18 protein-coding genes are annotated in these 20,587 nt (G+C 61.3%); 6 read left to right on the forward strand and 12 right to left on the reverse strand.

Translation table 11 applies throughout. The features are described 5' to 3' along the window. The first annotated feature begins 13 nt into the window (after window positions 1-13). Together ACVI9W_RS01965 and ACVI9W_RS01970 are read left to right on the forward strand one after the other, a co-directional pair. A complete protein-coding gene (locus ACVI9W_RS01965; RefSeq protein ID WP_461529009.1) occupies window positions 14-796 on the forward strand; it encodes an endonuclease/exonuclease/phosphatase family protein in 783 nt (260 codons plus the stop codon). Between the two features lie 312 nt (window positions 797-1,108). Next, window positions 1,109-2,191, forward strand: a complete 1,083-nt coding sequence (locus ACVI9W_RS01970; protein ID WP_461529010.1) for an autotransporter domain-containing protein — start codon at window positions 1,109-1,111, stop codon at window positions 2,189-2,191. A 127-nt stretch (window positions 2,192-2,318) separates the two neighbouring features. On the opposite strand, the gene ACVI9W_RS01975 is transcribed toward ACVI9W_RS01970, so the two are convergent. The 3 genes from ACVI9W_RS01975 to ACVI9W_RS01985 form a co-directional block, all read right to left on the reverse strand. Further along, complete coding sequence (locus ACVI9W_RS01975; RefSeq protein ID WP_461529011.1) at window positions 2,319-3,401, reverse strand: NAD(P)-dependent alcohol dehydrogenase; 1,083 nt, start codon at window positions 3,399-3,401, stop codon at window positions 2,319-2,321. 114 nt (window positions 3,402-3,515) lie between these two features. Next, window positions 3,516-4,976, reverse strand: a complete 1,461-nt coding sequence (locus ACVI9W_RS01980) for an acyl-CoA reductase (protein ID WP_461529012.1) — start codon at window positions 4,974-4,976, stop codon at window positions 3,516-3,518. Window positions 4,977-4,979: 3 nt separating this feature from the next. After that, entirely contained in the window at window positions 4,980-6,410 is a 1,431-nt protein-coding gene (locus tag ACVI9W_RS01985) for a hypothetical protein (RefSeq protein WP_461529013.1), read from the reverse strand. A 371-nt stretch (window positions 6,411-6,781) separates the two neighbouring features. Between ACVI9W_RS01985 and ACVI9W_RS01990 the strand changes: the two genes are divergently transcribed. From ACVI9W_RS01990 to ACVI9W_RS02000, 3 genes are all read left to right on the forward strand, one after another. Further along, window positions 6,782-7,936 (forward strand): iron-containing alcohol dehydrogenase, encoded by a 1,155-nt coding sequence (locus tag ACVI9W_RS01990; protein WP_461529014.1) that lies wholly within the window; start codon window positions 6,782-6,784, stop codon window positions 7,934-7,936. 210 nt (window positions 7,937-8,146) lie between these two features. Beyond that, window positions 8,147-9,481 carry an MFS transporter gene (locus tag ACVI9W_RS01995; RefSeq protein ID WP_461529015.1) on the forward strand — a complete coding sequence of 445 codons (1,335 nt, stop codon included), beginning with the start codon at window positions 8,147-8,149 and terminating at the stop codon, window positions 9,479-9,481. Between the two features lie 413 nt (window positions 9,482-9,894). Next, the gene (locus ACVI9W_RS02000; RefSeq protein WP_461529016.1) at window positions 9,895-10,197 is read left to right on the forward strand and encodes a DUF6124 family protein; all 303 of its coding nucleotides are present in this window, start codon (window positions 9,895-9,897) and stop codon (window positions 10,195-10,197) included. A gap of 446 nt (window positions 10,198-10,643) precedes the next feature. On the opposite strand, the gene ACVI9W_RS02005 is transcribed toward ACVI9W_RS02000, so the two are convergent. Beyond that, window positions 10,644-10,946 (reverse strand): hypothetical protein, encoded by a 303-nt coding sequence (locus ACVI9W_RS02005; RefSeq protein ID WP_461529017.1) that lies wholly within the window; start codon window positions 10,944-10,946, stop codon window positions 10,644-10,646. Between the two features lie 117 nt (window positions 10,947-11,063). On the opposite strand from ACVI9W_RS02005, the gene ACVI9W_RS02010 reads away from it, so the two are divergent. Further along, window positions 11,064-11,351 carry a hypothetical protein gene (locus tag ACVI9W_RS02010; RefSeq protein ID WP_461529018.1) on the forward strand — a complete coding sequence of 96 codons (288 nt, stop codon included), beginning with the start codon at window positions 11,064-11,066 and terminating at the stop codon, window positions 11,349-11,351. Between the two features lie 564 nt (window positions 11,352-11,915). Here ACVI9W_RS02010 and ACVI9W_RS02015 read toward each other — a convergent pair. The 8 genes from ACVI9W_RS02015 to ACVI9W_RS02050 form a co-directional block, all read right to left on the reverse strand. Beyond that, window positions 11,916-12,857, reverse strand: a complete 942-nt coding sequence (locus ACVI9W_RS02015) for an electron transfer flavoprotein subunit alpha/FixB family protein (protein ID WP_461529019.1) — start codon at window positions 12,855-12,857, stop codon at window positions 11,916-11,918. Next, a complete protein-coding gene (locus tag ACVI9W_RS02020) occupies window positions 12,857-13,606 on the reverse strand; it encodes an electron transfer flavoprotein subunit beta/FixA family protein (protein ID WP_157193022.1) in 750 nt (249 codons plus the stop codon). Before ACVI9W_RS02020 ends, ACVI9W_RS02015 begins: the two co-directional genes overlap by 1 nt. 26 nt (window positions 13,607-13,632) lie before the next feature. Then, window positions 13,633-14,496, reverse strand: a complete 864-nt coding sequence (locus ACVI9W_RS02025; protein WP_461529020.1) for an MBL fold metallo-hydrolase — start codon at window positions 14,494-14,496, stop codon at window positions 13,633-13,635. Window positions 14,497-14,648: 152 nt separating this feature from the next. Then, a complete protein-coding gene (locus ACVI9W_RS02030) occupies window positions 14,649-15,833 on the reverse strand; it encodes an acetyl-CoA C-acyltransferase (RefSeq protein ID WP_461529021.1) in 1,185 nt (394 codons plus the stop codon). A 20-nt stretch (window positions 15,834-15,853) separates the two neighbouring features. Continuing rightward, on the reverse strand, window positions 15,854-16,282 hold the full coding sequence (locus ACVI9W_RS02035) for an acyl-CoA thioesterase (protein ID WP_342625285.1): 429 nt from the start codon (window positions 16,280-16,282) through the stop codon (window positions 15,854-15,856). A gap of 21 nt (window positions 16,283-16,303) precedes the next feature. Continuing rightward, window positions 16,304-17,467, reverse strand: a complete 1,164-nt coding sequence (locus ACVI9W_RS02040) for an iron-containing alcohol dehydrogenase (protein ID WP_461529022.1) — start codon at window positions 17,465-17,467, stop codon at window positions 16,304-16,306. Window positions 17,468-17,505: 38 nt separating this feature from the next. After that, complete coding sequence (locus tag ACVI9W_RS02045; RefSeq protein WP_461529023.1) at window positions 17,506-19,287, reverse strand: acyl-CoA dehydrogenase C-terminal domain-containing protein; 1,782 nt, start codon at window positions 19,285-19,287, stop codon at window positions 17,506-17,508. After that, window positions 19,284-20,522, reverse strand: coding sequence for a 3-hydroxyacyl-CoA dehydrogenase (locus ACVI9W_RS02050; RefSeq protein ID WP_461529024.1), 1,239 nt, complete (start codon window positions 20,520-20,522; stop codon window positions 19,284-19,286). The genes ACVI9W_RS02045 and ACVI9W_RS02050 overlap by 4 nt, the downstream gene beginning before the upstream one ends. Window positions 20,523-20,587: the final 65 nt, after the last annotated feature.

Raw genomic sequence — 20,587 nt, forward strand, 5'->3', positions numbered from 1 at the left:
ATCAGGAGCAACCGTGAAACTCGAACCGGACCCCACTCTCCTTGCCAGCACCCAGACGGCGCCGGCCGTGCGCCGGCTGCAGGTACTGACCGTCAACACCCATAAGGGTTTCACCGCCTTCAACCGCCGCTATATCCTCCCCGAGTTGCGCGAGGCAGTGCGCAGCACCCAGGCCGACATCGTGTTTCTCCAGGAAGTGCTCGGCAGCCACGACCGCCACACCGGTTGGCCGCAAACCTCGCAGTACGAGTTCCTCGCCGACAGCATGTGGACCGACTTTGCCTATGGGCGCAATGCCGTGTACCCCAATGGCCACCACGGCAATGCCCTGTTGTCCAAGTACCCGATCATCGAACACCGCAACCTCGACGTCTCGATCACCGGCCCCGAGCGCCGCGGCCTGCTTCACTGCGTGCTGGATGTGCCTGGCCAGCCTCACGTGCACGCCGTCTGCGTGCACCTGTCACTACTAGAAAGCCATCGGCAGAAGCAGTTGCAGTTACTGCGCCGCTTGCTCGACTCACTGCCCGCTGAGGCCCCGGTGATCATTGCCGGCGACTTCAATGACTGGAAACTGCACGGCAACCGCACCCTGGGCCTGCACCGGGGTCTGCATGAAGCATTCGAGCGTCATCACGGCCTGCTGGCGCGGACCTACCCGGCACGCTTGCCGTTGCTGCGCCTGGATCGTATCTACCTGCGCAACGCCAACAGTCATGCGCCACGGATCCTGGGTAACAAGCCCTGGAGTCATCTGTCCGATCATCTGCCGCTGGCTGTTGAAGTGCAGCTTTAGCAATGATTCGGCATAGCCAATTTGGCTGAAATCGCCATCACGACTATCGAATGTAAATAATTGTTTAATTTCAGCAAATTGGCCTACCCAATAGCTTGACAAGTGTTGTTTAACACATTCTTGACGCCCGCCCGCTCCTCTCCTTAGCTACATGTAATGCAGCATCGCAAGACTCCTTTCCGGGCCTCTAGCTCGCGCCTTTCAGCGCGCGAAAGAGACCGGTCTTGCTGGTTTGGGTCGCCCTCTGGTTTTGCCTTACAGCCCGTGACATCAGGCCAGAATCCTTGGCTGTTACAACAGAGGAGATCCGCCATGAAGAAAACTCTGAATCCTCCTGGCTTTGAGTATGTTTTCTACGCGGTTTCCACGTCGCTGCTTCTTGCAACCCCGTTGGAAACCCATGCGTTGGGCCTGGAGGATAACGACCCGTACAACACCCTGGTGCAAGCGCAGGTGCAGACTTTGCCGGCGCTATCGCTGACGCCAGTCGGTGCCAGTGGCTTGGGCCTGACCACCCTCAGTGCGTTCTCCGAGCGCCTGGCCGAGCGCAACGCGCCGACAGCCTCCGACACGATCGCCAGCCAGTGGGCCCCCTTCTTTCCGACCCCCATCAGAAACGGTGCACCGGCGCCCTCGCGCCTGGAACTGAACAACCAAAGCCTGCAGATCAGCCCGGACCTGTTTATCCGAGAAACCAGCAGTGGCAATACTCACCGTGCCGGCTTTTTCGTCGGTCACAGCAGCCTGCAAAGTGGCTTCGATGGCATGCGTAAACCCCAGGTTGGCGACAAAAAATCCAACGTCAACCTCGAAGGTGAAAGCCTGGGCATGTACTGGAGCATGACCCACGAACAGGGCTGGCATGTGGATGCGGTGGCCATGGGTACCCGTTTCGACGTCAACGGCCGCAGCGAAAACGGCCAGCGACTGGATGGTGATGGTCATGCGCTGACCTTGTCGGTCGAAGGTGGCTTCCCGATCAGCCTGGGCGCCAACTGGACGATCGAACCGCAAGCGCAATTGATCAACCAACAGTACTTCCCCGGCAGCCAGACCCAGACCGACACCCAGCAAGCCTTCGACCAACAGCCAAACTGGACCGGCCGGGTCGGTGCCAAATTGTCTGCGCGCTACAACGTGCGCGGCATGCCCATCGAACCCTTCCTGCGTACCAACGTCTGGCACGACTTTTCCAACGCCGACACCGTCAGCCTGGACAAGGTCGACAAGATCAGCAGCGGGCGTAACTCCACCACCGTCGAACTGGGCCTGGGCCTGGTGGCGCGCGTTACTCCCAAAGTGGCCCTGTTCGTCAGCGCCGACTACAGCAGCGATGTCGATGACAATGATTTGAACGGGGTGATCGGCAACCTCGGGGTCAGGGTCAGGTGGTGAGGGGGCGACAGGCAATGGTGTGAGTGGCATCGTTCAAGGCGGCGATAGTACGGAGTCTTTGCGTGTATGCGCCGCCAGAACCAATGCGTAGCCCCCCGAGAGAAGGCTGCGCAGCTGTACAGTTTTTTTACCTTGAGCTCTCCCCCGCGTCCTGGGTATCGACGGATTTGAGCGACGCCATGTCGATCACGAAACGGTACTTCACATCATTGTTGTGCATGCGCGTGAAGGCCTGATTGATGTCCTGAATCTCGATCATCTCGCAGCTCGGCAGCACCTGGTGCTCGGCGCAGAAGTCCAGCAGTTCCTGGGTCTGTTGCAGGCCACCGATCAACGAGCCGGCAATCGAGCGGTTGTTGACCGCCAGCAATGCACCATGAATGGGCTCCAGCGGCTCCAGCGCCCCCACCAGCACCAGCGTGCCGTTACGGGCCAACAGCATCAGGTAAGGGTTGACGTTGTGGCTGCGCGGGATGGTATCGAGCACCAGGTCAAAACTGCTGGCCGCCGCTTTCATCGCCTGCGGCTCGCCGGACAACAGCACATGATGGGCGCCGAGTGCGCGGGCATCATCAGCCTTGCCGGGCGAAGTAGTGATTACCGTAACCTCGGCGCCGAGCGCAACACCGAGCTTGACGGCCATGTGGCCCAGGCCGCCCAGGCCGATGACCGCCAGACGCGTACCGGCCTTTACGCCGTGCGCGCGCATTGGCGTCCACACAGTGATGCCTGCGCACAGCAGCGGGCCGGTAAAGCGCGGGTCCAGCGCCGGCGGCACACGCAGCACAAACTGCTCGCGCACGACGATGTGCTGGGCGTAGCCACCGCGGGTCACTTCGCCGCTGATGCGGTCCAGGCCGTTATAGGTCGGGGTCATGCCATGGGTGCAATGCGGCTCCTGGTGGTCCTCGCAGGCCGCACACTGCTGGCAGCTGTCGACCAGGCAACCGACCGCAACAAGATCGCCAGCACGGTAATGGCTGACGGCGCTACCCACGGCGGTGACCCGGCCGACAATCTCATGGCCTGGTACACAGGGAAAACGCGTGCTGTTCCAGTCGTTGTGCACGTAGTGCATGTCGGAATGACAGACGCCGCAGTAGTCGATGTCGATGGCGACATCGTCCTCACGCAGCACCCGACGCTCGAAACGCACAGGTTCAAGCGGCACGTTGGCTTCATGGACGCCGTAGCCGATACAAGTGGTCATGGTGGTTTCTCCAGTTATTGGCCGGTGGGAGCGGGCTTGCCCCGCGATGCGATGTGACAGGAAGATCGCTATCGCGGGGCAAGCCCGCTCCCACAACGGGATAGGTCGGTGTATTTACGAGATCGACGGGCGCAGCCAGGGTGCGGCGCTGGTTTCCGGCGCAGCGATCTGGTTGGAGATCCACTTACCCATGCGCCGCATCGGCTCGATGGAGTCCTGGGGTGCGGCAAATTTCATCGCCGCGGCATAGCCCAGCGAGACGATGCGTTGCGCACCGTAGAGCGGCAATACGTCCTTGAGCTGGTCCTTGATGCTTTCCGGATAGACACCGACGGTCTGGGTGTAGGCATCGACCGCGTTCATCATTTCGCTCAAGTCATCGACCGGCACCAGGTTGGCGGTACGATCATCGAGGCTGGCGGCAAACGACACCGGCTCGGGTAGCTGCGAGCAGATGATTGCGCCCTCGCCGGCCTTGCCGCCAATGACCTTGTACCACTCGTCATCCAGGCGCAGCGCATCGACATGCGCTTTCAGGCCCTGGTCATAACGCTTGGGCGTGGTACTGAGGGTGTTGGGCAAACCGAGCATGGCCTCGTAGACGTACTGGCCAAAGACGTTAAGGCGCTCCAGCCCTTGCTCATCCGTGCCGCTCTGCACGTACACCACGCGTGCGCAGACACAGCCTTTCTGATTGATCGCGCCGATATCGGCCGCCAGACGCACGGCAGCTTCGCGCATGTTCGCCTCGCTGTCGAAAGTGTCTTTGCCGATGATGCTGGCGCTGCGTTTGGGGTCCAGAGAGATCAGTTCCAGGCCGGGCTGGATGTAGCGAGTGACATGCTTCATCGAAGCAAAACCACCCCAGGCGACAATTTTCTCGAGGTTCTGCGGCTGGTACAGGCGCTGCTCGAACGCCTCGTCGCCACCTTTCCAGTAGGCGACACTCAGGTGTTTGGTCAGCGGATGGTCCGGGGCCATGTCAACCATGGTACGGGCGATGGCCAGTGCGGTGAACGGGTCATTGGACGGTGCCTTGATGATCGCATCGCTGCGCAGGACCATGTTGCGGATGATGGTCCACAGCGACAACGACACCGCGTTGCCGGCGACGATGTGCAGGGTGCGCGCACCGAAGCAGCGCACTTCAAGTTGAGTGCCGTCGAGCAGGGTTTGCGGCACCCAGCCTTCCAGGTAGTTGATACCGACGGTACTTTCGGACATCTCCCTGATCAACTCACGCGACAGCAGGTGCTGCAGGCCCATGTAGGAGCCCTTGACGATGCTCGGGGTGGTCGGCGCGGTCAGGTACGACAGCTCGCAGGCTTCCTGCAGGTACTGGTTTTTGTCCAGAGCCAGGCGTTCGCCGAGCGCCACGGCATAATCGAGAATGTCCTCGAAACTCAAGCTGTACAGATCCGCCAGCTTCGCCGGGTTGCCCAGCGGCAGCTGGTCGATGTACTTGTTGGCATCGGGGGTGAGGAAGCTCAGGTCACCGCCGCGGCCACCCACTTCAATCAGGTTGTCGGTGATCACTTGACCACGAATGATCATCGGTGCAATGGGGTGGGTCATGACTCAGCCCTCCAGGGTATTGAGGAAATCCATCGCTTCACGATGGGATTGTTCGGAAGCCGCGCAGGTGATCTTGTCGTCGCCGCCGTTCTTTTCGCTGTAACGCTGGATCGCCCCGACGACATAGCGACTGTGGCGTCCACAGCTGCAGGGTGCATCCCATTCGATGGTGACTTCGTCGCCGGTGATGAAACCGCCCCAATGGATGTCGGCACCCAGATCGAAGAACGCCGCACGCCCGGTCTGGCGCCCGTGGCGCGGCAGCGGTTTGCTGGTCTCGGGGTCGAGCAGAAAAGGGATCGCGGTATGCGAGAAGTGGTAGTTGCCTTGCTCGCATTTGAGGTGCGAGCCGCTGACCACCTCCGACATGGCATAGGACTCATGCAACATCTTCACCCCGGTAAAGCGCATGACTTCTTCGCGCCAGTTCTGCGGCGGCACCACACCTTTGGCGCCACCGGTGGTGATGATGTAGGAGTCGGGATCAAAGACAGATTCCAGGCCACGCTCCAAACCGGCCTTGGCCATGTTGTGCAACAGGTTCCAGGTGCCGCCGATGTACACGCGCTTGCCTCTGAGGCGGCTGGCGATGTCATCGAAAAACGCCGCCAGATGCTGTGGCATCTCGGCCTGCTGCTGATCGAAGGCCTTTTTCTTGGCCAGCAGCTCTGGCGCTACCACCAGGCGATCCAGGGTGCCGTTATTGTGCGCGGCACGCAGCCTGGCGCCCAGGCGCAGTACATCGCTGGACAGGGTGGAGGGATAAGCCGGGTGGAAATGCGACAGATCCGGCAGCAGCACGCGCGCCAGCGAGCCCATGCCGCGCAGATGGCTGAGATAGCCCTTGCGGTAGTACGGGTAGGCGGTATGCAGGTCCGGGTTCGGGGTGTCCGGCCCGCTCATGTTCCAGGCGTAGAGCTTGCGTACTTCGGAGGCTTTTTCAAACTCGCGGGCGCTGCAGGGCAGAAACGAAAGCGTACCGGAGGTGCCAGAGGTGTGGCTCAGGCACAACTCCGGGATTTGCGCATCCATGGTTTCGAACCAGTCGTCCAGGCCTGTACAGGCGCTGACGTCAACGGCCGCAATTTTTTCCGCCAATGCCGGTATCACCAGCTTGCCCAGCCATTTGTTGATGGCGGTGAAATTGTTCTTTTCCAGCAGCGATGGCGGGTACGACTTGAACAGGGTGTGCTCGAACAACAGAGGCACTACGTCGTCCAGCTGTTCGATGTGCTCGATGCCTTCGGCGTCTGCCAGTTTTTTCAGTACGGCAATACGCTCGCGCATTTCGCCGAAGCGGCGTTTCAGACCTGCCAGTTGCAACTCATCAATCTGCTCAACAGGCATTTGCTTCCAGTCCTGCAAGCTGTGCCCGACCAGGGCTGCCGGGTCGCTGAGCAGCAGCTCGACCTGTTCTTCTGTTGTTTTTTTCAAGGGACAGTCTCCTGGAATTCACTCGATCGCGCCCTGACCGTTACGCGGCAACGGCCTGTTTGGCAGGCCCAGTTTAGGGGGCTTGAGGGCGAAATCATTTCCGGATTCAGCAACTCGAAAAATTAACGTAACTTGCTGTTTTATATGTATTTTCCTGATTACTTCCGATAACCGGAGCGGGTTATTCCGGGTCTGCCATGGTCAGACGTGCACGAGGCAAAGCAGTTACGCCTGGCAGGCAAGGCTGCGGCTGGCGACTTGCCCCCCCGTCAAGGGAGGGGGGCTGTGCGTCATTGCCTCCCTACTCTGTTGACTCCTGACCTCACGGGACGCCACCGGTCCAACGGACTATCAACGGGGAACACCACACCATGACGCGCCGCCTGCTGTTCAACACCACCCGCTCCATCATCATCGAACGCGGCGCCGCTGCCCGCCTGGCCGAACAGGTCCAGACCATGGGTCACCGCTCCGTGCTGCTGGTCACCGACTCAGGGGTATTGGCTACCGGCCTGCTGGCCCCGGTGCAAAAAAGCTTCGCTGAAAAGGGCATTGCCCTGCAGGTGTTCAGCGAAGTGCAGGCCGACCCGCCGGAATCGGTGATCCTCGACGCGGTGCAAGCAGCCTGGCAATGCAGCGCCGATTGCGTGATCGGCTTTGGCGGCGGCAGCTCGCTGGATGCGGCCAAACTGACCGCATTGCTGGCCCGCAGTGAAGAATCGCTGGCCGACATCTACGGTATCGAACGCACCAACGGCCGCCGCTTGCCGCTGATTCTGGTGCCGACCACCGCCGGCACCGGCTCCGAAGTCACCGCCGTATCGGTGATCACCACCGGCGAGGGCCAGAAGAATGTGGTCATCTCTCCTGCCCTGCTGCCGGATATTGCCTTGCTCGACGCCGACCTGACCCTGGGACTGCCCAAGGCCGTGACCGCCGCCACCGGCATCGATTCGATGGTCCACGCCATCGAGTCCTATACCTCCAGGCACTTGAAGAACCCTATTTCCGACTGCCTGGCCCGCGAGGCGCTGCGCCTGCTGGGCGACAACCTGGAGCGGGTGTGTGACAACGGCGCCGATGCGCAAGCGCGCGAGAACATGCTGCTCGGCGCCTGCCTTGCCGGCATGGCCTTCGCCAATGCCCCGGTCGCTGCTGTGCATGCCCTGGCCTATCCGTTGGGCGCACGCTTTCATGTGCCTCACGGCCTGTCCAATTCGCTGGTGCTGGCGCCGGTGATGCGCTTCAACCTGGAAGCCGCAGCGCCGCTATACGCCGAGCTGGCAGACATTCTGATGCCCCATGGCCGTGGTGCAATCCTTGAACGGGCGATGGCGTTGATCGCCCATCTGCAGGCCTTGCCGGCTCGGTTGGGACTGCCAACGCGCCTGCGCGACGTGGGCGTCAGCGAGGATGACCTGGAGATCCTGGCAAAGGAGGCAAGCCTGCAAACCCGCCTGCTCGGCAACAACCCGCGCGAGTTGACCGTGGACGACATTCACGCCATTTACCAGCAGGTCTTCTAAGCAGCAAAGCGGTATGTACATCGTGGTCGTCGCCAAACCCGGAGCCCGCCTGCCGACGACCACTTTCCTCAAGTTATTTCTCTTGTATTCCAATGAGTTGAGCGCATCACCGAATCCGGAACAAGGCCCTGGCAACACCTCCTTATACTCGCCTGAACAGCCCACCGCGGCGCCACTACAACAATAATCGGGCAACCCAGGAGCGCTTCAATGAGCGACGCCATACCCTCCTTCCCGGCGACTTCCGTCGCTACAGCCGAGCTGAAACGCACCTACTCCAAAGTGATCTGGCGTCTGATGCCTTATCTGATGCTGGCCTTCATCATCAACGCCATCGACCGTCTGAACCTGTCGTTCGCCAAACTGCGCATGGCCGAAGACATCCTCCTTACCGATGCCGCCTATGGCATCGGCGCCGGGGTTTTCTACCTGGGCTACATCCTCTTCGAGGTGCCGAGCAACCTGTACATGCAGCGTGTCGGCGCGCGTGCCACGCTCACGCGGATCATGATCCTTTGGGGCCTGATCACCGTGGCCACGGCCTTTGTCACCAGCCCCGGCCAACTGGTCGTCGCGCGCTTCTTGCTGGGTGTCGCCGAGGCGGGCTTTTTTCCGGGTCTGATTCTTTACCTCACCTACTGGTTTCCCGCCGCGATACGCGGCCGCATCACCGCCTCGTTTTTCATGGCCGGCATGGTCGCCGGCATGATCTGTGGCCCCTTGTCCGGCACCATCATGGCGCACCTGCATGGCTGGCTGGGGCTGCGTGACTGGCAAGTGCTGTTTGTGCTGACCGGCCTTCCCGCCGTATTGCTCGGAGTGATCGGGCGTTTCTGGCTGACTGACCGGCCCGAACAGGCGCGCTGGCTGGACGATGAACAAAAGCAGCAGATCCACACCGCCCTGGCGGGCGAATCACGCCCTAGTGCAGCGAGCAGCGGATTCGTCGGTGCATTGCGTGATCCGCTGCTGTATGCGGCCGGGCTGGTGTGCTTTTGCATCTACAGCGCCTCCAATACTGTCTCCTACTGGTTGCCGACATTGGTGCAGGGTTTTGGTCTGCAGGACTTGCAGCATATTGGCCTGGCGACCAGCCTGCCGTTCATGACGGCGTTGTGCGCCATGTACATTCTCGGTCGTAGCTCAGACCGGCACATGGAGCGCCGTTGGCACCTGAGCCTGGCCTTGTTGACGGCGGCTGCGAGCTTTTGGCTGCTTGACCTGGCCGAGGGTCACGCAGTGCTGTCGATGCTGTTGGTGAGCCTGGGCGCTGCGGCGGCGCTGGCGGCGATGCCGCTGTTCTGGACCATTCCGCCCGCCCTGCTGAGCAGGTCCGGTGCCGCGGGTGGGATCGCCATTATCAGCAGCCTTGGTAACATCGCCGGCGTCCTCAGCCAGACCGCGGTCGGCGCGGTGAAAACCGCTACCGGCAGCCTGTACCTGGCCTTTGACCTGATCGCGGTGCTGCTGGTGTTGGGCACGCTGTTGCTGTTGATCGCCATACCCGCTGCGCGCTTGGCACCCGAGGGCAAGGCGCTGGCTTAATGTCTGAAAGCATCGCGGGGCAAGCCCGCTCCCACCGGGATTTGAGGTAACCGGTGGGAGCGGGCTTGCCCCGCGATAGCGCCCACAAGAACACCCCCACAACCAGCATCGACAAATCGCGAGATTGTAGGTGTTTTCTGTCAGATCGTTCTGAATCATACTCCCGGCGCCGTTGCTCTGTTGTGCCGGGGCCTTCATGGACCTAGGCTGCTGCCGTCGTTGGAAAATCCAGCGATCGGATTTAGCAGTCCGGCTCAATACTCGATGTCGACGGCACAACGCTTTATGGCGGTTGTACGTGGGGCACCTTCGGGTGCGCCGGGTTTCTCGAGTTACCGGTCTGCTAACCCGCGTACAGCTGCCACCCTTCGTTTAGCAGCGAGGTGTGGTTGCTTCATAACTTGGGGTCAACCATGAAAAAACTCGTCCCCGATCCTCCCAGTCTCGACCTTTCCAACGCCACCACCGCCAACACCCCGTTCGGTACCAATCGCATGTTCGCTGTCCGTGCCGGTATTTCCGCCGAAGAAGCACTGCTGCATGCGTGCCATCTGCTGCAATGCGCCGAGGCTACAGTCAGCGATGCGGTCGATCACCTCACGCTCAACGACCGCTCCCTGGTGTGCGGCGCGGGTCAGCACATCGAGGCGGCGCGTGCATTGATCGATGCAGTGTTGGATGGCGTCGGCGTGCAACGGATTTTCTCGCCCCATTAGCCGAGTCTGTGAGCTTATCCATTTTGTGTGGTGGCGCTGCCGGCCCCTTCCGCCTTTACGGCGGCCTACTTTCCTCTTGGGGAAAGTAGGCAAAGCCGCCTGCTCCTGCATCCGGCCCTACGCTGCGCTTCGGGTTCCTTCGCTACGGTGCCCTCCAGGGGCATCGCGGCCTACGACTTGCTTCGCCAAGTCTACGGCTCGCGAACTTCGGCTAAGGCCGAAGGGTGCTGCGCACCAGCCCCCTCCAGACACCTACGCTCAGCCTCCTGAAGTCGCAAAGTTACGGGTGGCGCCTGCACTGACGTATCTTCGAAATCTGATTCTGGCGGAGCCAGGCTGATGCCAACGCGGGACAAGCCCGCGTAAAGCCGGTAACGGCTTGCTCTCGCTCTTGATCTTGATCTTGATCTTCATGCACGTAAGTTCAGGCGCCGCGGACTGCGACTTCAGGAGGCTGAGTGGAGGCGCCTGTGCTGGCGCATCTTCGAAATCAGATCTTGGCGGCGGCAAGCCGATGCCATAGCGAGCAACCGTGTCGAACTTCTAACCATTTCAGCGAAATTTTTCTCGTCGCGGATCATGGCATTCAAGATCGTCAGCAGCTTTATCATGCAGACAACCAAAGCGACTTTCTTGGCCTTCCCAGGTGCCAGCAAGTGGTTGTAGAACTGCGTCCGCTCATCCACTTTCGCCCGAGCAGAGCAAAACGTGCCAGACAACACCTCTGCTGAGAAAAACGATGCGGCCACCTACATACGCCTGTTCCCGGACAACAAGATCTGTCAACTGATATTTATGCCAGTTGTTTCGATATTGCTGGGGAATATTATGACGACGCAGTCAATATTTCTTTTGGGAGAGCAAACATGTCGGTCAGTATCTCGAAGATCGTGGACAGCAGTAACAAAGAGCTGAAAGTCGGTGAGACCAATACAGGGTTCACCCCACCTTTCACCATCTATGGCACGGCAACGAAAAACTGCAGGATTCTTCTATGGCTGAACAAAGAACTTCAGGATGCCAAGCCTGCATCAACTGACGATGGAAAATGGACGTACAAGTTCACTCCGAAATCTAATGAAATCGATTTGGTCGCTGCAGAAGCAAGCTATACCAGTCCCACGAACGGCACCTTCAAAACCACATACGAGTAGCATTAAAGATGTCTACGCTCTGGCAAGAGCCAATCCTTGCCAGGGCTGAATCCTGTTGAACCGTCAACTGCGCAAGTCCCATCTCTTATCTATCAGACATCAACTGAACACCCAAATAAAGCCCTGCACTGCGCTCCGGGCTCCCTCGCGGGACAAGCCCGCTAGCAAAGTAAGTACCGACTTGCTCTCACTCCTGATCTTGATCTTGATCTTCATGCACGCAATTTCAGGCGCCGCGGACTGCGACTTCAGGAGGCTGAGTGGAGGTGCCTGTAGGGGCCAGTGCGTAGCACCTTCGGCGTAGCCGAAGAGCGCGAGCCGTAGACTTGGCGAAGCAAGTCGTAGGCCGCGTGGCCCCGGAAGGTGCCGGAGCGAAGGGACCCGGAGCGCAGCGTAGGCCCGGATGCAGGAGCGAGCGGTTTTGGTTCCTTTTGCCAAGACAAAAGGGACCCGCCGTAAAGGCGGAAGGGGCCGGCAGCATCGCCACACAAAATGGATAAGCTAGCAGCCCCACCAACCCAACCCAAAAATCTCAGCCCCCGAAACTCCACCGTCCCAGGTGCATCAAAGCTGTTGCTCCAGCTCCGGAACAGCCTCAAACAGATCCGCCACCAGACCGTAATCAGCCACTTGAAAGATCGGCGCTTCCTCATCCTTGTTGATCGCAACAATCACTTTCGAATCCTTCATACCGGCCAGGTGCTGAATCGCCCCGGAAATACCAACGGCGATATACAGCTGCGGCGCAACGATCTTGCCCGTCTGCCCCACCTGCATATCGTTGGCAACAAAACCGGCGTCGACCGCAGCGCGGGATGCCCCGACACCAGCACCAAGCTTGTCAGCCAGACTGTACAAATGTTTGAAATTGTCACCGTTCTGCATACCACGCCCGCCCGAGACAACAATCTTGGCGGCAGTCAGTTCCGGCCGATCGGACTTGGCCAGCTGCTCCCCGACGAACAGCGAAATGCCTGCATTATGCGCGGCAGCGACGGCTTCGACCGCAGCCGAACCACCCACAGCGGCAACGGCGTCAAAGCCGGTGGCACGCACAGTGATAACCTTGACGGCAGCGTTCGACTGCACCGTGGCAATGGCGTTACCGGCATAGATCGGACGCTTGAAGGTGTCCGCCGATTCCACCGAAATGATCTCGGAGATCTGGTCAACGTCCAGCAGCGCAGCGACGCGTGGCAGGATGTTCTTGCCGTTGGCCGTGGCCGGAGCAAGGATGTGGCTGTAGATCACACTCTGATCGATGACCAGGCTGGCCACCAACGGCGCGACATTCTCCGGCAGTTGGTGAGCATAGGCCGCAGCGTTGGCCACCAGTACCTTGCTGATGCCCTCGATGCCTTGCGCCGCAGCCACGGCGCCTTCGAGATCAACACCGGCGACCAGCACATGAATCTCACCGCCAATCTGTTGCGCCGCAGCGACCGTGTTCAACGTCGCGGCGGCAAGCTGGGTGTTGGTGTGTTCGGCAATTACCAGAATAGTCATCAGATTACCTTCGCCTCGTTCTTCAGTTTCTCGACCAGTTCAGCCACCGACTTGACCTTGATACCCGCGCTGCGTGCAGCGGGCGCTTCGACGTTCAGGAGTCTGTTGGTGGAGGCAGTGGAAACGCCCAGTGCATCTGGCGTAACGGTTTCCAGCGGCTTTTTCTTGGCCTTCATGATGTTCGGCAGCGACGCGTAGCGCGGCTCGTTCAGACGCAGATCGGTGGTGACGATCGCGGGCAGGTTCAGCGCAACGGTCTGCAGGCCGCCGTCGATTTCACGGGTAACCTGGACCTTGTCGCCAGCCACTTCAACCTTGGAGGCGAAGGTGCCTTGAGCGAAGCCGCTCAAGGCCGCCAGCATCTGGCCGGTCTGGTTGTTGTCGCTGTCGATCGCTTGCTTGCCAAGGATCACCAGCTGCGGCTGCTCTTTGTCGACCACAGCCTTGAGCAGCTTGGCCACGGCCAGCGAACTCAGCTCTTCGGCGGATTCGACCAGGATGGCACGGTCGGCACCCAGTGCCAGCGCGGTACGCAGTTGCTCCTGGGCAGTGGCCGGGCCAACCGTCACCACCACCACTTCAGTGGCAATCCCTTGTTCCTTGAGACGTACCGCCTCTTCCACGGCAATTTCGCAGAAGGGGTTGAGCGCCATTTTCACGTTAGCGAGGTCAACGCCAGTGCCGTCCGCCTTGACGCGGACTTTGACGTTGTAATCGACCACGCGCTTTACTGCAGCCATTACTTTCATGGAGCACTCCTGTTGAGTGGGTTGTTTCAACTGTCCAGGCGATGCAGGACGGCTTGCTGGTCAAAAGGTTGATAACGCGATTGCCGGTCACGACTGACCTTGATCAGCGCAACACTGGGGTCGCGGGGCAGAAACAGTCGTCCACCGATAGCCACCAGGTGGTCGAGCAGGCGTTCTTTTTCATCAATCAGGCATTCCGGATTGCGGTCGAAGGCCGTGGTCAGATCAAGGGTGAGCCACTGCATGGCAGGCACCAGGTCACCGGCGAAAATCAGCGGACCACCAGGCATGCGGATTTCCGGCAACAATTGCCCCGGGGTGTAGCCGTCGCTGAGATGAAAACGCCAGCCGTCGCCCAACACGTCGTCGGCGTGCTCGTCCAGCAGACGCAAACGTCCGCTGCTTTGCAATTGGCTGATGATCTGCGCAACAAACAGGGTTCGGTCCCGCGGGTGCGGTTGGTTGGCGCGGATCCAGTGCTGGCGGCCAACCAGGTAACGGGCGGCCGGGAACAACAGTCGCGGGCAGTCACCATCGTTGACCGCCCGACGTACGTCTGGCGCAAGCATCGCATGCAGGTGCGTGAGCACCACGGCGTGTATCTGCCCTTCTGCCACCCCCAGCCGCGCCAGGCTGTCGAGCAGGCCAGGAGCTGGTCGCTGACAGCGGCAGGATGGCGGCAACGGTGCCAGCAACGCCTCGGCGCCCGCCATGACCAGGATATTCACCCCGTCCTGTTGCACCAGCAGGACACGCGAAGCCATCTCGACCTGATTGTCACTGTCAGGGCTCAACCACTCGCTCCAGGTGCGCCGCGGCGTGGTGCCGAACAGCGCGCCACCATCGAGCTGGCGCGGTCTGCCGGTCACTGAAAATAGCTTGCGATACACCACATTCACCTCTTCTTTGCATGCACTTCACCCCGGTTGCCTTCGGCGGCCTCGGGTATTGCTAGCTTATGCAAAGAAAAGTGATCAGTACCCCTCCCGTGAAGGGTGGCTCGGGCATCCGGATTGCGCCCGCAACCCCACCCCAGGGTAACTCAGAGCACCTCGAACAAACCGGCCGCGCCCATGCCGCCACCGACACACATGCTCACCACCACATACTTGACGCCGCGGCGTTTGCCCTCCAGCAAGGCATGACCAACCATGCGTGCACCGCTCATGCCGTAAGGATGGCCGATGGCAATCGCACCGCCGTTGACGTTGAGTTTCGCCGGATCAATGCCCAGGGTTTGCGCGCTGTACAGCACCTGGCAGGCAAAGGCTTCGTTGATTTCCCACAAGCCGATGTCGTCCACGCGCAACCCGTGTTGGCGTAGCAATTTGGGAATTGCCAGTACCGGGCCGATGCCCATCTCTTCCGGCGCCAGGCCAGCCACAGCGATACCGCGATACAAGCCCAGCGGACTCACAGAGGAGCGTGCCGCCAGGGCGCCGCTCATCAGCACGCAGGCGCTGGCGCCGTCAGACAACTGGCTGGCGTTACCGGCGGTGATACAACCGCCCTCGCGCACCGGGGCCAGCTTTTGCAGATCGGCCAGGGTGGTTTGCGGGCGATTACCTTCGTCCTGGGTCAGTTGTACGTCTTCATAAGTGATCGCGCCGCTCTGTTTGTCGACGACTTTCTTGCGCACATTGACCGGCACGATCTCGTCAACGAACACCCCTGCCGCCTGCGCCGCTGCGGTACGTTGCTGCGATTGCAGGCTGTAGGCGTCCTGGGCCTCACGGCTGATGTTGTAGCGCCGGGCAACGATTTCAGCGGTCTGCAGCATCGGCATATACGCGTGTTCGGCCATGCGCAGCACCGTGGCATCTTCGGCGGCAGCCGCCGCCTGCATATGCGCGTTCTGCACCAGGCTGATCTGCTCCTGGCCGGCGCCGATGGTCAGCTGCATGCCATCGACCATGATCTGTTTGGCGGCGATGGCAATGGCCATCAGCCCGGACGCGCACTGACGGTCGATGGTCTGGCCGCTGACTGACAACGGCAGGCCCGCAGCCAGTGCCGACAAGCGTGCGAGGTTGGTCGATGCGGTGCCGCTCTGCATGGCGGTGCCCATCACCAGGTCGTCGATTTCGCCCGGTTCGATCTTCGCGCGCTCGACTGCGGCACGAATGGCCAGCGCACTCATGGACGGCGACTTGAGGTCGTTGAACGCACCGCGAAAGGCTTTGGCGATTGGCGTGCGGGCGGTGGAAACGATAACAGCGTCTTGCATGGTCGTGTGCTCCAACGGGATCAGTCACAAAGCAGGCGGTTCAATGCCGCCCGCAGGGGTTGAGGAACAGGTACAGGGCGACTGCTGGCGCGTTCGACGAAGACATGCACAAAGCGTCCGGTTGCGCAGGCCTGTGGCTCCCCGGCCTTGAAAATGCCCAGGCGGTAGTGCACCGAACTGTTGCCCAGCTTGCTCACCGACAGGCCAACCTCAATGCGCTCGGGAAAGGCAATCGAGGTGAAATAGTCACAGCTTGAGCTGACCACAAAGGCAATCACTTCACCCTGGTGGATATCCAGACCACCCACCTCGATCAGGTAGCTGTTCACCGCACTGTCGAAGTAGCTGTAGTAGACGACGTTGTTGACGTGGCCATAGACGTCGTTGTCGTGCCAGCGTGTGGTGATCGCCTGGAAATGCTGAAAATGTTCGCGCAGGTGTTGGCTCATGGCCTGGAGTATCCGTTCATGTCAGTAAGCCGCGCGGTAGATCGCCAATGCGTCGGCTTCGCTGACGGCACGCGGGTTGTTGACCAGCAAACGCTGCTGAAGCATGGCGTCGCTGGCGAGTTGTCCGAGGCTGTCAGCAGGCACCCCGGCATCGCGCAACCGCGTGGGCAGGCCGCAGCGCGGGCTGAGTTCGGCCAGGGCGCTGACGAATTGCTCGGTCTGAGCGTAGGCATCCCCCGCCTGTAATCGGTCACCGAGCAACAGCGGTGCCAGCTCAGCGTACAGCGGCGCGGCCGCCTCGGCGTTGAAACGCAGCACATGCGGCAATACCAGGGCGTTGGACAGGCCATGGGGGATATGGAAGTGGCCACCCAGCGGATAGGCCAGCGCATGCACCGCTGCCACCGGCGCATTGGCGAATGCCTGACCGGCCAGGCAGGCGCCGAGTAACATGGCCTGTCGGGCCTCGCGGTTACTGCCGTTGTGCACCGCCTGGTCAAGGTTGCTGGCCAGCAGCCGCAGCGCCTCACGGGCCAACAGACTGGACAGCGGGTTGCGCTTGAGTTTGCTGGTGTAAGCCTCGATGGCATGCACCATGGCATCGATGCCGGTGGCCGCCGTGACCTGCGGCGGCAAGCCGAGGGTCAGGTCGGCGTCGAGCAACGCCAGGTCTGGCAGCAACAAGGTTGAAACCACACCCATCTTGCTGTGCTCACCGGTGGTGACAATGGCAATCGGCGTCACCTCCGAACCGGTGCCCGCCGTGGTCGGCACCTGGATCAACGGCAAGCGTTGCCCGCGAGCCTGATCGACCCCGTAGATATCGCCAAGCTGCTGCTGGCACTGCGGGTGCGCGAGCAACGCCACCAGCTTGGCCACGTCCATGGAGCTGCCACCACCGAAACCGACGATCAAATCTGCTTGCATGGCCCGGGCTTGCTGCACCACCTCAAGCACACAGGCTTGCGGTGGATCGGCCTGCACCCGGTCGAACACCTCCACCGCCAGGCCCTGACCGGCAAAGCCGGGCAACAGCGGCGCCAGCAAACCCAGGCGGGCGATGCCCGGGTCGGTGACGATCAGCACCCGGCGCGCACCGCGTTCACGGCACAGGTGCGCCAGGCGTGACGCGGCGCCCGCTTCGCAGAGGATCTGCGCGGTGGTAGCAAAACTGAATGACTGCATGCGGCGTCTCCCTTTGTTGTTATGGTCCGCAGCGTGAATCAGAAGGCGAAATCAGCCTCCGGCATGGCCATCAAGCAATCGGCACCGGCGAGCAAGGCCTCGCGATGGGCATTGGCCCGTGGCAGTACGCGGCGCAAGTAGAAATCCGCCGATTGCAGCTTGGCCCGGTAGAACGCCGATTCCCCGCTGCCCGACGCGAGTGCTTGACTGGCACGCTCTGCCGCCTGCAACCACAACGCCGCCAACAACACATAGGCCGAGTAAGCGAGAAAATCCACCGACACCGCGCCGATCTCTTGCGGGTCGCGGCGGCAGGCCTGCAGCACCGAATCGGCCAGCAGCCGCCACTCTTGCAGGCGCTGCCCGACCCGTTCGGCCAGCGCCGCGTGCGACGTGGCTTGCGCCACCTGGGTGGCCAGTTCGTCGATCAAGGCATTGAGCTCGGCACCGTCGTCACCGAGCAGCTTGCGGCGGATCAGGTCCAGCGCCTGAATGCCGTTGGTGCCTTCGTACAGCTGGGTGATGCGGCTGTCGCGCATCAGTTGCTCCATTCCCCATTCGCGGATATAGCCATGACCGCCGTACAGCTGCACGCCAAGGCTGGCGACTTCCTGACCGCAGTCGGTAAAGAACGCTTTGACCAGTGGAATCAACAATGCGGCGCGGCGGGTCGCCGCTTCTCGCTGCGGCGCAGCGCTGGCGCTGTGTTCAAGGTCCAGTTGCCGGGCGGCGTAGGCTGCGAGCATGCGACAGCCTTCACTGAGGGTCTTCTGGGTCAGCAGCATGCGCCGCACATCCGGGTGAACGATGATCGGGTCAGCCGGTTTGTCCGGCGCCACCGGGCCACTGATCGCGCGCGACTGCAAGCGCTCACGGGCATAAGCCAGCCCGCCCTGGAACGCTGCTTCGGCGATCCCCAGGCCCTGCAACCCGACCTGAAAACGCGCATCGTTCATCATCGTGAACATGCACGCCAGGCCATGATTCGCCTGCCCCACCAGCCAACCGCTGGCAGCGTCGAAATTCATCACACAGGTGGAGGCACCCTTGATGCCCATCTTGTGCTCCAGCGCCCCGCAGCTCACGGCGTTGCGTTCGCCAAGCGAGCCATCGGCGTTGACCAGCCGCTTGGGCACCAGGAACAGGCTGATACCTTTGACACCGGGCGGCGCATCAGGCAAGCGGGCGAGCACCAGATGGATGATGTTGTCCGTTAAATCCTGCTCGCCGCCGCTGATGAAAATCTTGCTGCCGCTGAGCCGGTAGCTACCATCGGCCTGAGGCTGGGCGCGGGTGCGCAGCAGTGCAAGATCGGTCCCGGCCTGAGGTTCGGTGAGGCACATGGTGCCGGCCCATTCGCCGCTGACCAGCTGCGCCAGGTAACGCTGTTTGAGCTCGGCACTGCCATGCCGGTCCAGAGCGACGACGGTGCCTTCGGTCAGCCCGGAGTAAACCCGAAACGCCAGCGAAGCACTCATCAGCATCTCGTGAAAGCTTGCCGAGACCATTTGCGGGAAACCCTGGCCGCCGAAATCCACCGGCCCGGTCATGCTCGCCCAGCCCTGTTCGACGAACAGCTGGTAAGCCTGGCTGAAGCCATCAGGCGTGGTCACTTCGCCATCCTGCAAGTGACAGCCCTGCTCGTCACTGTTGCGGTTGAGTGGTGCCACCACCTCGGCGGTAAAACGCGCGGCCTCTTCGAGCACGCCGTCGATGGTCTCGCGATCCAGGCCGTTGCCCAGTTGCTGGCAATGGCCAGTCACATCGAACAGCTCGTGCAGAACAAATCGCATATCGCGCAATGGCGCCTGATACTTCATACCCGCCCCTCCCCTACATTGCCCAAGCCCTTGCCCGCTGCCACCAACCGGGTGATCAGCGCGGCCGGTTTCCAGTGTTCACCGTGTTGCCGCTGCAACGCCTGCAGACGTTGCTCGATCGTCGCCAGCCCCTGGGCGTCGGCCCAGTTCATCGGGCCACCTACTTGCGCCGGGAAGCCATAACCGTTGAGGTAGACCCGATCGATGTCGTGGCTGTTGGCGGCGATGTTTTCTTCAAGAATCTTCGCACCCTCATTGACCAGGGCGAGCAGGCTGCGCTCGACAATTTCCTGATCGTCGATCACCCGGCGGTGATAGCCCAGGTCGCGGGCAATACTTTCGATCAGCGCATCGACTTGAAGATCATGCTCGGCCTCGCGGCTGCCTTCGGCATACCGGTAGTAGCCGCGGCCGGCCTTCTGGCCAAAACGCTCGCGTTCACACAAGGCGTTATCGACCTGCACCAGCGGACTGTCCATGCCCTGCCCGGCCAGTTGCCGCGCGCGCCACTCCAGATCGATGCCGACTACGTCGTACATGCGAAACGGTCCCATGGCAAAACCGAAAGCCTGCAACGCCGCGTCCACCTGCTGCGGCAAAGCGCCTTCAAGAAGCATCTTGCGCGCCTCGTCGGCATAGGTCTTGAGCATGCGGTTGCCGATAAAGCCACGGCAGTTGCCCGCCACCACTGCGACCTTGCCCAGGCGTTGCCCGAGCTGCCTGGCCTGCGCCAGCACCGCTGCTGAGGTGTGTGCGCCACGGACGATTTCCAGCAGTTTCATGATGTGCGCCGGGCTGAAGAAATGCAGGCCCAGCACCTGCGCGGGGCGCGAGGTGACGGCGGCAATGGCGTCGATATCCAGCGCCGAGGTATTGCTGGCGAGAATCGCGTCAGGCTTGAGGGCGCTGTCCAGCAGGCGAAAAATCTCCTGCTTGAGCTCAAGGTTCTCGTACACCGCCTCGATCACCAGGTCGACATCGGCCAGGGCCGCGTAACTGTCCACCGCCTGTAGCCGGGCCAGATTCTGCTCGGCCTGCGCCTGGCTGATACGTCCCTTGGCCACTTGATGGGCCCAGGTGTCAGCTGCCATTTTCAGGCCAGCCCTGAGCATCTGCGCATTGGCGTCCAGCCACAATACCGGGATACCGGCACTGGCCAGGCTGACGACAATCCCCCGGCCCATGGTTCCGGCCCCCACCACCGCAGCCTGTTGTATCTCGAATCCGTCGCTCACAGCGGCACTCCCAATCAGCAAAGAAGGATTGCCGACACCCTAAGCAGCCGCCTACTATTTGAGAA

The organism is Pseudomonas sp. 210_17 TE3656 (assembly GCF_054821965.1).